This is a genomic window from Acinetobacter sp. CIP-A165, from assembly GCF_000367985.1.
In the GTDB taxonomy this organism is placed as follows: Bacteria; Pseudomonadota; Gammaproteobacteria; order Pseudomonadales; family Moraxellaceae; genus Acinetobacter.
Genome location: NZ_KB849202.1, coordinates 244,456 through 260,089, shown reverse-complemented (window position 1 = coordinate 260,089; position 15,634 = coordinate 244,456). Strand labels below are relative to the sequence as shown.

Sequence of the window (15,634 nt, the reverse complement as noted above, 5' to 3'; positions counted from 1 at the left end):
CATATAGTTAATAGCTGAAACTAGAAATCACAAACCTAACTTTACTTTCCAATCTTTGAGCAACTGTACAGTATCCAAGTCGTTCGGATGGAAGCCTGGTTTAAGGTATGCCAGCATCTCACCAACCATCCCTGCAATAATCCCTTTTGATGGACTATAGCCATATTTATAAATCATACCCAATTCTTTTAGATTCAGTTTGCCATCTTGTTTAAGCAAGCGTAAGACAAATGATGATTGTGCTAAGAAAATAAAGACCATTGCCACCACTAATGCTGTATTACGCAATGCATAGGCTTTGATGCCACGACCAAAAATTTCCTCATAAACATCATAGGCAACTGCTTTGTGTTCATTTTCTTCGACTGCATGCCAAAACCACATATATGACATAGTGTCATCTGTCATCAGTTCTTGAATGTGCGGATTACGCAATAGTTCAGAAGCAATCGTCGCAGTAAAGTGTTCCAATGCTGTCGTTGCAGTTAAATCAACCATTTCTTGTGTCATGCCAAATGGCTTAACCACTCTCGCAAAATTCTTACGTGTGAATTGAATCAGTTTCGCTGTACGTTTTTCCAAAGTTGTAACATCATGACCATATTTCTGTGCGGACTGATTAAAACCGACATGCTCTTGCGTATGCATGGCTTCTTGACCAATAAAAGCACTGATTTCTTTTTGTAATGCTTCATTGTCTTTAATCGCAGGATGATGACGTACTGCGCGAACAGAATCAATAAACAGCTTTTCACCATCAGGAAACAACGCAGACAAAGCTGTCATGAAATGAGTTAAACCCGCTGATCCACTCATCCAATATTCAGGGACTTGGTCAAAGTCAAAGTTCATGCGACGTACAGGAAAACTTGCACCTGCACGATTAGAAATATTTACTTTAGCATTCATGCCGCCTACTCCTTTTAAGTGAAATCTCTCACTGAGTAATTTTGTTCATTTTCTTGAGTTTTATCTTACTGTTTTATTGGTATCAATTAAGTGCAGTTTAGGACAGCTAAGTATCAGTTTGGGACATGAGGAGAAATCAAGCATCGCTTTATTTCGACGCAAGAGGAAAAATTAATTAAGTATTAATTTTTCCGACGCAAGGGGAAATATCATTTATGGAATTATTTCCCGATGGAGGAGAAATAAACCATCGCTTTATTTCGACGCAAGAGAAAAATTAATTAAGTATTAATTTTCCCGACGCAAGAAAATAAAGAGCAAACAATAGGCATAAAAAAACACCCCAGAGGGGTGTTTTTTATTACTCTAGATGATTAGAGAGTTACTTTCGCAACAACACCAGCACCTACAGTACGACCACCTTCACGAATCGCAAAACGTAGACCTGGGTCCATTGCGATTGGGTGAATTAATTCTACTGACATTTCAACGTTGTCACCTGGCATAACCATTTCAACGCCGTCTTGTAATTGGATTGCGCCAGTTACGTCAGTTGTACGGAAGTAGAACTGTGGACGGTAACCATTTAAGAATGGAGTATGACGACCACCTTCTTCTTTAGAAAGTACATATACTTCTGCGTCGAATTTAGTGTGCGGCTTGATTGTACCTGGCTTAGCAAGTACTTGACCACGTTGTACGTCTTCACGCTTAGTACCACGAAGAAGAACACCACAGTTCTCGCCAGCACGACCTTCGTCGAGCAATTTACGGAACATTTCAACGCCAGTTACAGTCGTCACAACAGTGTCACGAATACCAACGATTTCAACTGATTCGCCAACTTTAACGATACCCGATTCTACACGGCCAGTTACAACTGTACCACGACCAGAAATCGAGAATACATCTTCGATTGGCATTAGGAATGCTTTATCGATTGCGCGCTCTGGCTCTGGAATGTAAGAGTCAAGTGCAGCAACTAAGTCGATTACAGCTTGTTCGCCATAAGGACCGTCGTTACCGTTTAATGCTTGAAGCGCTGAACCACGGATGATTGGAGTGTCATCACCTGGGAAGTCATAAGTAGAAAGAAGTTCACGAACTTCCATTTCTACTAATTCAAGTAATTCTTCATCATCAACAAGGTCACACTTGTTTAAGAATACGATGATGTACGGTACACCAACCTGACGTGAAAGTAGGATGTGTTCACGAGTTTGTGGCATAGGACCATCAGTCGCAGCACATATTCACGAATCGCAAAACGTAGACCTGGGTCCATTGCGATTGGGTGAATTAATTCTACTGACATTTCAACGTTGTCACCTGGCATAACCATTTCAACGCCGTCTTGTAATTGGATTGCGCCAGTTACGTCAGTTGTACGGAAGTAGAACTGTGGACGGTAACCATTTAAGAATGGAGTATGACGACCACCTTCTTCTTTAGAAAGTACATATACTTCTGCGTCGAATTTAGTGTGCGGCTTGATTGTACCTGGCTTAGCAAGTACTTGACCACGTTGTACGTCTTCACGCTTAGTACCACGAAGAAGAACACCACAGTTCTCGCCAGCACGACCTTCGTCGAGCAATTTACGGAACATTTCAACGCCAGTTACAGTCGTCACAACAGTGTCACGAATACCAACGATTTCAACTGATTCGCCAACTTTAACGATACCCGATTCTACACGGCCAGTTACAACTGTACCACGACCAGAAATCGAGAATACATCTTCGATTGGCATTAGGAATGCTTTATCGATTGCGCGCTCTGGCTCTGGAATGTAAGAGTCAAGTGCAGCAACTAAGTCGATTACAGCTTGTTCGCCATAAGGACCGTCGTTACCGTTTAATGCTTGAAGCGCTGAACCACGGATGATTGGAGTGTCATCACCTGGGAAGTCATAAGTAGAAAGAAGTTCACGAACTTCCATTTCTACTAATTCAAGTAATTCTTCATCATCAACAAGGTCACACTTGTTTAAGAATACGATGATGTACGGTACACCAACCTGACGTGAAAGTAGGATGTGTTCACGAGTTTGTGGCATAGGACCATCAGTCGCAGCACATACAAGGATCGCGCCGTCCATCTGAGCAGCACCAGTAATCATGTTTTTAACATAATCGGCGTGGCCCGGGCAGTCTACGTGAGCGTAGTGACGGATTGGAGAATCGTATTCTACGTGTGATGTATTAATGGTAATACCACGTGCTTTTTCTTCAGGAGCTGAGTCGATTTGTGAGTAATCTTTCGCTTCACCGCCGTAAGTTTTTGCACAAATAGTTGCAATCGCAGCAGTTAAAGTTGTTTTACCATGGTCAACGTGACCAATTGTACCCACGTTTACGTGTGGTTTATTACGTTCAAACTTGGCTTTAGCCATGATGATCTTCCTTTATAAACTGCTCATGAGGGTCACCCATGAGCACTTGGTTTTTAACTAAGTTTTAGTTGGGTAATATAATAATCGAAAGATTACTCGTCGTCACCTTTTTTACCGCCAGTCTGGAACTTAGCGATGATGCCTTCAGCCACGTTACGTGGAGTTTCAGCGTATTTAGCGAATTCCATAGAGTAAGTCGCACGACCTTGAGACATAGAACGCATTTGAGTTGCGTAACCAAACATCTCAGCAAGAGGAACTTCTGCTTTAATCGCTTTTGTTCCACCAGGAAGATCGTCCATACCTTGAACCATACCACGACGACGGTTTAAGTCACCCATGATATCGCCCATGTAGTCTTCTGGAGTTTCAACTTCAACTTTCATGATTGGTTCAAGAAGAATCGGATCTGCTTTCATGAAACCATCACGGAAAGCGTAAGAACCCGCCATTTTGAACGACAATTCATCAGAATCGACATCATGGTAAGAACCGTCGAATAATGTCGCTTTGATACCCACAACAGGGTAACCAGCCAATACACCATTCTTCATACGTTCTTGAATACCTTTATCAACTGCGCCGAAGAATTCTTTAGGTACTACACCACCAACAACTTCTTCAACGAATTGGTAATCTTTACCAGCTTCTTCAACATCAAGCGGTTCAAGACGGACATATACATGACCGAACTTACCTTTACCACCAGTTTGACGTACGAATTTACCTTCTTGCTCAACAGACTTTTTGATCGTTTCGCGGTAAGCAACCATTGGTTTACCAATGTTCGCTTCAACGTTAAATTCACGCTTCATACGATCAACAAGAATATCAAGGTGAAGCTCACCCATACCAGCAATGATCGTTTGACCAGATTCTTCATCTGTACGAACGCGGAACGATGGATCTTCCTTAGCCAAACGACCTAAAGCAATTGACATTTTTTCTTGGTCAGCTTTAGTTTTTGGTTCAACAGCCAATGAAATTACTGGCTCTGGGAATTCCATACGCTCAAGTGTAATGATGTTTTTCTCATCACATAATGTATCACCGGTGGTCACGTCTTTAAGACCTACACACGCTGCGATATCACCTGCACGGATTTCATCAAGATCTTGACGTTCGTTCGCATGCATTTGCACGATACGACCGATACGTTCACGCTTAGATTTAACTGGGTTATAAACTGGATCACCTTGTTTAAGCACACCAGAATAAACACGTACGAATGTTAAGTTACCTACGAATTTGTCGTTCATGATTTTGAACGCAAGTGCAGAGAACGGTGCTTCGTCAGATGCTTCACGAATCGCTTTAGTTTCAGCTTTATCGTCAAGGATACCTTCGATTGGCTTAACTTCAGTCGGTGATGGTAAGAATTCAATAACAGCATCCAACATACGTTGAACACCTTTGTTTTTGAATGCAGTACCACAAAGCATAACTTGGATTTCACAACCTAATGTACGAGCACGTAAACCTGCGATGACATCTTCTCTAGAAAGCTCACCCTCTTCAAGGTACTTGTCCATTAACTCTTCTGAAGCTTCAGCAGCAGCTTCGACCATGTTAGTACGCCATTCATTAGCAGTATCAACTAAGTCAGCTGGGATCTCACCGTATTCAAACTGCATACCTTGAGACGCTTCATCCCAAATGATTGATTTCATTTCGATCAGGTCAACAACACCTGTGAATGTATCTTCAGCACCAATTGGTATAACGATTGGTACAGGATTTCCGCCCAAACGTGTTTTAACTTGTTCAACCGCACGGAAGAAGTTTGCACCAGTACGGTCCATCTTGTTCACGAATGCTAAACGAGGCACTTTATATTTGTTCGCTTGACGCCATACAGTTTCAGACTGAGGCTGTACGCCACCAACTGCACAGTAAACCATGCACGCACCGTCAAGAACACGCATAGAACGTTCAACTTCAATCGTGAAGTCTACGTGTCCCGGGGTGTCAATTACATTAATACGGTGTTGTGGGAATTGTTTACTCATGCCAGACCAGAAACAAGTCGTTGCAGCAGAAGTAATGGTAATACCACGCTCTTGCTCTTGTTCCATCCAGTCCATTGTTGCTGCACCGTCGTGTACTTCACCAATTTTGTGAGATACACCTGTGTAGAACAAAATACGTTCAGTTGTAGTTGTTTTACCTGCGTCAATGTGCGCAGAAATACCGATGTTACGGTAACGATTAATAGGGGTTTGGCGAGCCATGATGTCTTACATTCCTAAATGTTATATTTAAAACAGGGCGCATCAATGAAATTGATGCGCACGAATATTCAAGCAGGCAACTTAAATACCCGCAAAGCCTCCACTTTGATAGAGAGCGATGTTGAATCGAGCTACGGTATGCATGAATATTCTCCTGATTAGGGACTGTTTTATCCGTTTAGAAACGGTAGTGAGAGAAGGCTTTGTTGGCTTCAGCCATACGATGCACATCTTCACGTTTTTTGATCGCAGCACCTTTACCTTCAGCTGCATCAAGCAACTCACCAGCAAGACGTAAAGCCATCGTTTTTTCAGAACGCTTAGCAGCAGCATCTACTAACCAACGCATTGCTAAGGCAGTACGACGGGATGGGCGTACTTCCATAGGTACTTGATAAGTAGCACCACCAACACGGCGTGCTTTAACTTCGACCATAGGACGAACTTTCTCAAGAGTAGTCTCGAAAAATTCAACTGGATCTACTTTGTTTTTTTCTTGAACACGTTCTAAAGCACCGTAAACGATACCTTCAGCAACAGATTTTTTACCATCTTGCATTACGTGGTTCATGAATTTAGCGATTGTTTGGCTGCTAAATTTTGGATCTGGAAGGATCTCACGAGCAGCGACTACGCGACGTCTTGGCATTTTAATACACCTAATAATATGACACTTCAGGATAATCCAGCAGTTTGTACAAGTGTCATGTACTCTACGCTGGCCTTACTATACGTCGCTTGAATTACAAATCTATGAAGAATTCAAACAAGCGAAACGCTAAAGGATTGCTTGTGCGAGCTTCCTAGAATTACTTCTTAGGACGCTTCGTACCGTATTTAGAACGTGACTGGTTACGATCTTTAACGCCAGCACAGTCTAAAGAACCACGAACGGTATGGTAACGTACACCTGGTAAGTCTTTAACACGACCACCACGGATAAGAACAACACTGTGCTCTTGTAAGTTATGACCTTCACCACCGATGTAGCTAGATACTTCAAAACCTGAAGTCAAGCGAACACGGCAAACCTTACGCATTGCTGAGTTTGGTTTTTTAGGTGTAGTCGTGTAAACACGTGTACATACACCACGACGTTGTGGACAAGCCTTCAACGCAGGAACTTTTGATTTTTCAATCAAAGTTGTACGACCCTTACGGATCAACTGATTTGTTGTTGCCATTTGGCAATTCTCCCGTTATTAAACAACCTCAAAAAGAAAAACACCTCTTTTCAAGGGCACACAATTGTAAGCCAAGAAGTATAAATGGTCAACATTGCAATACACAGCAAATGTTGACCATTCTTAGAATTAAATCGTTTTTTGAGTTGATCGATACATCATCAAAAATTTAACTATGTTTTGTTGAAGCAGGCTCTATATCAATGGTTTTTTTCTCACTCACAGCCTCTTGATCTTCATCCGCAAACAACTCATTTTGCTCTACTTTTAAAGCGGGTTGTTGTTCAGTATGCTCATGTTCAACAACATGTTGCTCAGCAAGTTGTTGGATACCATCCTCGACTTTTTCATCACTTTGAGTTTGCTTTCTCACATCTTCTTTGAATTGGACAGTGACATTGGTAATCACATTATTTTTCACATCATCCGATACAATCGCTTGATGTGACTCAGCACTTGTAGCACCCAATCGCTTCGGATTCGCCTTTTTCAATAAGTCTTCAGCTTTATAATAGGCTTCTAATGGCGAAATATTCTCTGATGGATGTTCATTTAAATAGAAACGTGCTGCCCCAAAGACCGATTGAGATTTATGTCCAACATCTTCCAAAAACCGCCAACTATAAAAACCACCCAATGCAGCACCAGCAACTGGCGTTAATTTTCCGATCACAGAAACTTGCGGAATACGATTCAGCCATCCCCATTTAAATTGGCCCTCCTCATCCACTAACCATTTTTTGACGAGCTCAATATCATTATTTGAACCCAATATTTGTTGAAACTGCTGTAAATCATGAGTTTCCAACATGGATTTAAGGGCTTTCAAAGCAAGCAACAATGTCTGTTTCTCAGCAACAATGCCTAGATCTATTTCTTTAAAAATAAAAGCAACAACGTCTTGATCAGTTTCTTCGGTTAAGTCAAACCCATGAGAGCGACCTGTTTGATAGATCGTTCTCAGTGCCAAAACAATTGAAGCAGGAATGTCAATCGCGGCACCCCATATACCCGTAGCACCTGTCACTAAACCCTGAGCAGCAGCCAATAGTTTATTTTGTTCAATCAATGCTTGGCTTAAACGTTGCGAACGCCCAGTATCATTGGTTAACTCAGCGATCGCGGTTACGCCAGCTTCTTCAAGGATTTTTTCAGTCATTGAGCTATTTGAACTAAATTCATTTAACCATTGAAATAAATAGTCTGAGACTTTTTCACTTAAATCAGGAGATATAAAAGTGGCCACATTATTGACTTTGGTGTAGTGACGACCCAACAGTTGGTGCGATAATTTGGGAAATTGTTGGCGCAACATCTGTTGCGGACTTTCATATTTCTCCACCTCAAACGAGCCCTTCAAACGTGCATTTCCTTCAATCACATTGGATGAATCAAGACCTGCTACACCAGAAGTCGTTGGGGCAACTTGTAATTTTTGCAATTCCGAACTGAGCTTTTTAGCCACTCCAAAGGCTTGTGCAAATAAACCCGAAGATGGTTTGTTTTTAGATTTTGTCATCAAGTACCTCTGTTCTATATTCTGTGCATTTCTAGGTAAATACTAGGTTGAATACAGATTTATCTCAATGTTTATCTGTATACTTTCATCGTGTTTCTGTTCTAGCTCACGGATCATTACGAATATTTACACAACTGAAAATAGACATAAAATTTGCCATAAGAAATAAAAAACCTTTCTGTTATCATGATGTCATTCACTCATAAGCCATTTTAATCATTATATTCTCCTCGTTATTGTTCATAGAGATGATAAACAAGGCTTAGTATTACCATAAAAGGGATCAGTAAATGAAACGTGTTGTAATCACTGGTATGGGCATCAACTCATGCATCGGTAACTCTTTAGAAGAGGTCACTCATTCGTTAAAAAATGGAATCTCTGGGACACGTTTTAACCCAACTTATGCCGAACTGAATTTTAAAAGCCATGTCAGCGCAGCCGCAGAGCAAGATTTTGATGGTATTGACCGTAAAGTAAAACGCTTTATGGGTGTTTGTGCGATGTATGCCTACAATGCTGCTGTTGCGGCTGTTGAACATGCAGGCTTAAAAGCAGAAGACTTAGGTGATAACCCACGTTATGGTATTGCAGGTGGTAGCGGCGGCGGTTCAACTGCTTCTGTTGTAGAAATGACTGAACTTTTAGAAACGAAAGGCGCACGTAAAGTAGGTCCGTTCTTCGTACCTCGCAACATGACAAATACCATTACTGCAAACGTCGGTGTTGCATTTAAACTTCAAGGCGTAGCTCACTCTATCGCAAGTGCTTGTGCAACGTCTGCTGATGCAATCGGTTATGCATATAACCTCATTGCTTTAGGTAAACAAGATCTTATGCTCGCAGGTGGTGGTGAAGAAGATCACTGGTCACAAAGTTTACTGTTTGATGCAATGGGTGCTTTGTGTTCTAAATATAACGACACACCTGAAACTGCTTCACGCCCCTACTCTAAAGACCGTGATGGTTTCGTAATCGCAGGTGGCGGTGGTTTCGTAATTCTTGAATCTCTCGAACACGCTCAAGCACGTGGTGCAAAAATCTTAGCTGAAGTTGTTGGCTACGCAGCAAATAGTGATGGTGCAGACATGGTTGCACCGAGTGGCGAAGGCGCAACTCGCTGTATCTTGATGGCACTCGAAGAAGCGAAACAACACGGCGTTGAATCAATCGATTATGTAAATACACATGGTACTTCAACTCCTGCGGGCGACATTACCGAACTTAAAGCCATGGAGCGTGCATTTGGTGAGGGTAAAGTTCCACCTGTAAGCTCAACTAAATCGATGACTGGTCACAGCTTAGGTGCTGCTGGCGTTCACGAAGCAATCTACTCTGTTTTGATGTTACAAAATGACTTTATTGCACCGAACATCAATGTCACTGAGCTTGATGAAGGCGCGCAAGGTTTCGATATTGTACTTGAAAAACGTGATGCAAAACTGAATACTGTGATGAGTAACAGTTTTGGCTTTGGCGGCGTTAATGCCTGCCTTATTTTCAAGAAGTGGGATGCCTAAATCCCACGTGAAATACACACGTAGGATTATCGATGGATGCACCTTCTGATGCTTTCTTGTGGGTAAAAGCATTACATATAATTGCTGTGGTATGTTGGTTCGCTGCATTGTTCTATTTACCACGTCTTTATGTTTATCATGCCATGAGTGAAGATGCGATTAGTCATCAACGCTTTGAAGTCATGGAGCGTAAGTTGTATCGCGGTATCATGTGGCCGTCTATGATTGCCACATTAGTGACTGCCCACTTTCTCGTTGAATGGGGCGATGCAACCCGACATTACCATGAAGCATTATGGTTTTATCTTAAAGTCGGCTTAGTCGGGCTATTGGTAATTTACCATTTTGTGTGCGGTTATTATCGCAAAAAGTTGATTGGCAACGCGCACTACAAATCGCATAAGTTTTGGCGCTTTTTCAATGAAATGCCAACGCTGCTTTTATTTGCTATCATCATTTTAGTTGTTGTAAAACCTCAGTTTTAACTGGGGTTTTTTCTTTAGACTCAATATTAAAAACCTAGATATTTTTTAAACACCATCCACCTTAGATTCTCAAAATGTCCAAACTTTGGTATCGATTAACTCAAAAATTAAAAGCGAGATTCATTTCAAATTTGATTGTTTTTTTTAAAATAAATGAATTTGCTTATCGCGGACTCACTCAAGCTGAGATTGAGATGGCTCGCCCCGTCTTTGGCAATCTTATCGACTATTCACAAGTTAGAATTTTTAATATTCCCTACTTACCGTGGCAGCCCGTCAATATTTTCATTGCGCCGAACGGCAACCTATTTGTACACCAGCAAAATTATTGTCCAGATTATTCAATCTGCCCAATTCACCTAAAAGCAATTTTTATCCACGAACTTGCCCACATCTTGCAGCATCAGCAACATACCAATGTCATTTTTAAAGGGGCAATTTTACAATTGGGTTATTATTTAAGCTTTAAAAAATACAATCCCTATCACTACCAATTTATATCAGGCAAAGCTTTTAATGATTACAACATTGAACAACAAGGTGATATTGCTCGCGATATTTTTCTGAAGAAAATCCCTAATATTATTTTGGAAAAATAAAAAGCCCTGTCATTTTATCTACAGGGCTTTTTATTTAAGTAAATCGCAATCAGCTTTACGCAGCAGAACCTTTGCGAGTTTCAGATTTGAGTTCATGACGGCTTTGTTGCACAAAGATTTGAAATGCAAAGCGCCCCTAATTGAGCCAAATTTAAGGCGTAACTTGGGTAAGTGGTCGACCTAATTCCGTAAATCTGTTAAGGACTGCCACACGTGCATGGATCTCATTGACTTGGCTATCAAAACTCCTTGCACTGAGTTTATCTCCTAATAATTTGATGCAATGCATCTTAGTTTCAACCAAACTTCGCCGATGATAGCCTGACCATTTTTTCCATAGTGTCCTGCCTAAACGTTTAATTGTTCGAAGTAATTCATTTCGCTCTAGCGAGCTACTCTTTGTATCTTTCCATGGTTTCGCATTTTTTCTAGGTGGAATCACCGCATGCGCTTGCCGATCTGCAATGACCTGACGGCATTGCTTGGTGTCATAAGCTCCATCGGTATAAACAGAGTTAATCTGCTCATCTTGTGGAATCTGATTAAGTAAATCACCAAGCACCTGTGAATCACTGACATTATTGGTTGTAAGCTGAACTGCTCGTATTTGTAGGGTTTTAGCATCTATACCAATATGAAGTTTACGCCATTGGCGACGATATTCAGGTCCATGTTTCTTGCGTTTCCATTCGCCCTCACCTAGAAACTTCATGCCTGTAGAGTCCATGAGTAGATGCAGCCCATCGCTACTTTTTTGGTAGCTGATTACAATATCAATATGCTTTTGTCTTCTACAAAGCGTGGTGTAATCTGGAGCTATCCAATTTAATCCGCAAAGTTTAATCAGACTTTGCACAAAGCCAGTGACCATACGTAAAGACAGACGGAATAAGGATTTAATCATTAAGCAGCATTGGATGGCTGCGTCGGAGTAGGTTTGATTTCGCCCTTGTTTACCGATGGACGGAGCATACCATTGCGTAGCAGGATCAAACCAAATGGCAATATTTCCGCGACTCATGAGTGCTCGGTTATATGCGGGCCAATTGGTTGTGCGGTAGATTTTGTGTGCAGGCTTCTTCATTTGAAAATTATATCGCTGAAAAACCCTTTACAGATAGGTTTGTGCAACAAAGCCGTTCATGACTATCATCCATTTCAGTCGTAAAATCTACACGCATTGCATCTTTAACAATTGTACCAACACGTCCTATACCAATTGCTAATCCAAACGCAACGACAGGAAATAAAATTACTGGAACTATCATTAGGCTTACCTCTCTAATTTGATTTATAGGTGACAGCTAAAATCGTATTAATTCGATTTAGATTGATCTTGCTTTTGCAACATCACTGTCCCGACACGACCAACAACAATTGCTAAAGTTGCGGCTACCACTGGAAATAATATAATTGACATATTCGTCTCCTTAAAAATTAAACAAGATCAAACTTGTTGTTCTTTATATTGCAATAAAATCGTACCTAAACGTCCGACAACGATCGCTAGAACTGATGCAATGATAAGAAAAAATAAAATTGACATATGTGTTACCTCTCTTTTGTTTATTCACCACATGCTAGGATTTTCACCACAGTGTACATGTGTTCACATTGATTAGGATAATAGCAGTGCACGAATGTACACTCAAGTGTCGCAAAGAGATTCCCGACGAACGGTATATAAAATAACCAGAAAAACATAAGCTATTGAATAAAATGTAATAATAGTTTTAAAAGATCATTAATAAGAACCCATTAAACTCATTTTCTGATTATTTTTTATTTTTTAAATTCATTTAAAGCTGGCTTTTCTCGTCATTGATATGTCATTTACACCTGAGAAAATGGTATGAAAAAACTCAGGTTGCATGATTAAAGCGATTCACAATCACAGCATAAGCACGAAAACACGCCAAAATACGAAAAACCACCTACACATCTTCGTATTTTATACAGAAAAACTTGTTATTTTTACGCAGTAAAATGTGCATTTAGTATATATTAGTCAACTTATGATTTCTCTTCTAGATATAGAATGTTTGGCGCCATGATATACACATGTTTTTAAAACTATACTTATATAAATCAAAAACTTGTATATCAGCATCAGTTAAGACTTAGGATTAGGTTTGAATGAAAAATTTTAAAATTGCCCTTGCTCAATTCTCTCCGCATATTGGCAATATTGACGCAAATACTCAAAAGATGGTTGAACAAGCTAATTTAGCGAAACAACAAAAGGCCGATTTAATCATCTTCCCTGAACTATCAACACTCGGTTACCCTGCCGAAGATTTGATAATTCGCCCAAATCTACAAAAACGCACCCAGAAAGCATTTGCTCAATTAAGTGAAGTCAAAGATATCGTTATGGTATTCGGTTTTGTAAATCAAACTGAAGATGGCCAGCGTTACAACTCTGCTGCGGTAATGAAGAATGGACAAGTTCTAGGAATCTACAATAAACATAACTTGCCAAATTACGGTGTGTTTGATGAGCGTCGTTACTTCCAAGAAGGTCATCAACATCTGGTATTTGAATATCAAGGTCACAAATTTGGTGTGCTGATTTGCGAAGACGTATGGTCATTGAATACAGTAAAACAACTCAGCCAGCTCAATGTTGAAACTGTACTCATCCTCAATGCTTCTCCTTATGAAGTTGGCAAACCACAGCATCGTATTCAAAGCTTGAATGAACTTGCAAAACAATTGAGCTTAAATATTGTGTATGTGAACCAAGTCGGCGGACAAGATGACTTAATTTTTGATGGTTCTAGTTTTGTAAGTAATAACAACGGGCAAGTTGCGCTCCAAGCGCCAAGTTTCCAAGAATCTGTTTATTTTGCAGAATATGATGCAGAACAAAAACAATTTAAAACCGCAGAAACAACACCAACTTTAGATACTTTTGCTGAGATTTATCAAGCACTGGTCATGGCAACCCGTGATTACGTTCAACGCTCAGGCTTCCCTGGTGTTATCTTAGGTCTGTCTGGCGGTATTGATTCAGCTTTGACACTTGCAATTGCTGTTGATGCGATTGGAGCAGATAAAGTACAAGCGGTGATGATGCCTTATACCTACACCTCTCAAATGAGTGTAGAAGATGCGACAGAACAAGCGCGTCGCATGGGTGTGACATTTGGTATCGCTGAAATTCATCCGATCGTAAATAGCTTCATGCAAACCTTATTTCCATTCTTTGGCAATAGTCCTGCGGATGCAACTGAAGAGAACCTACAAGCGCGTACGCGTGGCACACTGTTGATGGGACTCTCCAATAAATTTGGTAATTTAGTTCTATCTACAGGTAACAAATCTGAAATCTCTGTCGGTTATTGTACGTTGTATGGTGATATGGTTGGTGGCTTCTCTGTACTGAAAGATGTCTACAAAACGATTGTATTTGAACTCGCAAAATACCGTAATACACTGAGTGAAACACCTGTGATTCCTGAACGTGTGATCACTCGACCACCATCAGCAGAGTTACGTCCTGATCAAAAAGATCAAGACTCATTGCCAGCCTATGATGTACTTGATGCAATCTTATATGCTTATATAGAAGAAGATCTCAGCCAAGCAGACATTATCGCAAAAGGCTACCAAGCCGAAGTGGTAGAAAAAGTGATTCGCTTGGTCGATCGTAATGAATATAAACGTCGTCAAGGCGCAATTGGGCCACGTATTAGTTCACGTGCTTTCAATCGCGAACGACGCTACCCTATCGTCAACGGATGGACCGCGAATGACTGAACAAATTGTTTCTGAAAAGTCACAATTACTTGCTCAAGCACTTTTGCTTGAGCAAGTTTCATTTTATAAAACTCAACTCACCACGCAACTTTCTGCTGATTTTTTTCAGCAATTCATTCAACTTTTTTTACAACACGCACCCAATATTCAACTCAAAGAAGTCATTGAGTTAGAACAAATCCAAGCCGTTGTTAAACGCTATGCGTTTGAGATGCAGTTAGGCGCAGGTTTATTAGAGTTTATTGGTGAAATCGCACAAAAACTTCATGTCTTTTCTTTGCAGTCATCAGCACAATTACAGGATGTATTTTCAGATCAACAATTTGAAATATGGCTGTCTAAATTTTTAGAACTTGAAAATATTCGCCATTACCTAAACCATTTCTTAAAAGAAAGCCCATCGATTCAACAGCTCTGCCAATACATCGCAACAACAACACTGCAAAATAAATTACCAAAACTATTTTCACAAACAGATGAAGAACGAATTTCTGACAGCAAATATGAATGGCAACAAAAACTAAAAACCTTTTCCCACCGTCAACAACAGCGTATCGAACATAAAATAGAAGAAAGTATTGCTCGCTTTATTCAAGAACAACTCGTCGATTTAAGCCTACTTTCAAATGATGATTTAGAAAGCCTTGCACGTAATATTTGGGATGACAACAAAGCCAAACCGCTATCAGAGTATACCAAGCAAGTCACCCCACTCGATGTCGAAGAATTCTTTGTCATGATCTACGAATATTGGAAAGAATTACGCCAATCCTCATTCCTTCAAGATCTTATTTTATATGGCGTAAAAGTCTTTTATGACTTTTATAAAGACGAAAGCTTAGAAGATGTTTTCACTGCAATTGGACTAGAAGAAAGCGACCTTCAAAATGAAGCTGTTCGTTTTTATCCAAAGGTTGTGGCGGCTTTAGATGAACACGGTGTTTTGGAACCGATCATCACCATGATTTTAAAACCTTTCTATGAAAATCCCCAGACTTTAGCCTGCATCGAAAAACACTTATAAAAAATA

The 15,634-nt window shown here is 40.3% G+C and carries 13 protein-coding genes and 1 pseudogene; 5 read left to right on the top strand and 9 right to left on the bottom strand.

The annotated features are described in order from the left end of the window. Nucleotides 1-27: 27 nt before the first annotated feature. The 7 genes and pseudogenes from F991_RS06805 to F991_RS06775 all read right to left on the bottom strand — a co-directional run bounded on the left by F991_RS06805 (nt 28) and on the right by F991_RS06775 (nt 8,238). Nucleotides 28-909 carry a metal-dependent hydrolase gene (locus tag F991_RS06805; RefSeq protein WP_004670096.1) on the bottom strand — a complete coding sequence of 294 codons (882 nt, stop codon included), beginning with the start codon at nt 907-909 and terminating at the stop codon, nt 28-30. A gap of 374 nt (nt 910-1,283) precedes the next feature. Next, nucleotides 1,284-2,162 (bottom strand): annotated as a pseudogene (gene tuf / locus F991_RS06800) (elongation factor Tu); the annotation flags it as partial. Further along, on the bottom strand, nt 2,069-3,304 hold the full coding sequence (tuf, locus tag F991_RS06795) for an elongation factor Tu (protein WP_004670092.1): 1,236 nt from the start codon (nt 3,302-3,304) through the stop codon (nt 2,069-2,071). The pseudogene tuf (F991_RS06800) and the gene tuf (F991_RS06795), both read right to left, overlap by 94 nt. A 92-nt stretch (nt 3,305-3,396) precedes the next feature. Continuing rightward, complete coding sequence (gene fusA / locus F991_RS06790; RefSeq protein WP_004670089.1) at nt 3,397-5,535, bottom strand: elongation factor G; 2,139 nt, start codon at nt 5,533-5,535, stop codon at nt 3,397-3,399. 178 nt (nt 5,536-5,713) lie between these two features. Continuing rightward, entirely contained in the window at nt 5,714-6,184 is a 471-nt protein-coding gene (rpsG, locus tag F991_RS06785; RefSeq protein ID WP_004638185.1) for a 30S ribosomal protein S7, read from the bottom strand. A 160-nt stretch (nt 6,185-6,344) separates the two neighbouring features. Further along, complete coding sequence (gene rpsL, locus F991_RS06780) at nt 6,345-6,719, bottom strand: 30S ribosomal protein S12 (RefSeq protein ID WP_004648013.1); 375 nt, start codon at nt 6,717-6,719, stop codon at nt 6,345-6,347. Between the two features lie 169 nt (nt 6,720-6,888). Beyond that, on the bottom strand, nt 6,889-8,238 hold the full coding sequence (locus F991_RS06775; RefSeq protein ID WP_004670086.1) for an EcsC family protein: 1,350 nt from the start codon (nt 8,236-8,238) through the stop codon (nt 6,889-6,891). A gap of 290 nt (nt 8,239-8,528) precedes the next feature. On the opposite strand from F991_RS06775, the gene F991_RS06770 reads away from it, so the two are divergent. The 3 genes from F991_RS06770 (at nt 8,529) to F991_RS06760 (ending at nt 10,842) form a co-directional block, all read left to right on the top strand. Continuing rightward, nucleotides 8,529-9,758: a beta-ketoacyl-ACP synthase II gene (locus F991_RS06770; protein WP_004670084.1), complete on the top strand. Its 1,230-nt coding sequence runs from the start codon at nt 8,529-8,531 to the stop codon at nt 9,756-9,758. 32 nt (nt 9,759-9,790) lie between these two features. Next, complete coding sequence (locus F991_RS06765) at nt 9,791-10,243, top strand: CopD family protein (RefSeq protein WP_004670082.1); 453 nt, start codon at nt 9,791-9,793, stop codon at nt 10,241-10,243. Nucleotides 10,244-10,317: 74 nt separating this feature from the next. Next, complete coding sequence (locus tag F991_RS06760; RefSeq protein WP_004670079.1) at nt 10,318-10,842, top strand: hypothetical protein; 525 nt, start codon at nt 10,318-10,320, stop codon at nt 10,840-10,842. Between the two features lie 151 nt (nt 10,843-10,993). Here the strand turns inward: F991_RS06760 and F991_RS06755 are convergent, their stop codons facing one another. After that, nucleotides 10,994-11,926, bottom strand: coding sequence for an IS5-like element ISAba12 family transposase (locus F991_RS06755; protein WP_051064200.1), 933 nt, complete (start codon nt 11,924-11,926; stop codon nt 10,994-10,996). 7 nt (nt 11,927-11,933) lie between these two features. Next, on the bottom strand, nt 11,934-12,110 hold the full coding sequence (locus F991_RS17655) for a hypothetical protein (protein WP_004670077.1): 177 nt from the start codon (nt 12,108-12,110) through the stop codon (nt 11,934-11,936). An 868-nt stretch (nt 12,111-12,978) separates the two neighbouring features. On the opposite strand from F991_RS17655, the gene F991_RS06750 reads away from it, so the two are divergent. After that, complete coding sequence (locus F991_RS06750; protein ID WP_004670072.1) at nt 12,979-14,604, top strand: NAD+ synthase; 1,626 nt, start codon at nt 12,979-12,981, stop codon at nt 14,602-14,604. Further along, on the top strand, nt 14,597-15,628 hold the full coding sequence (locus tag F991_RS06745) for a hypothetical protein (RefSeq protein ID WP_004670070.1): 1,032 nt from the start codon (nt 14,597-14,599) through the stop codon (nt 15,626-15,628). Before F991_RS06750 ends, F991_RS06745 begins: the two co-directional genes overlap by 8 nt. The last annotated feature ends 6 nt before the right edge of the window (nt 15,629-15,634 follow it).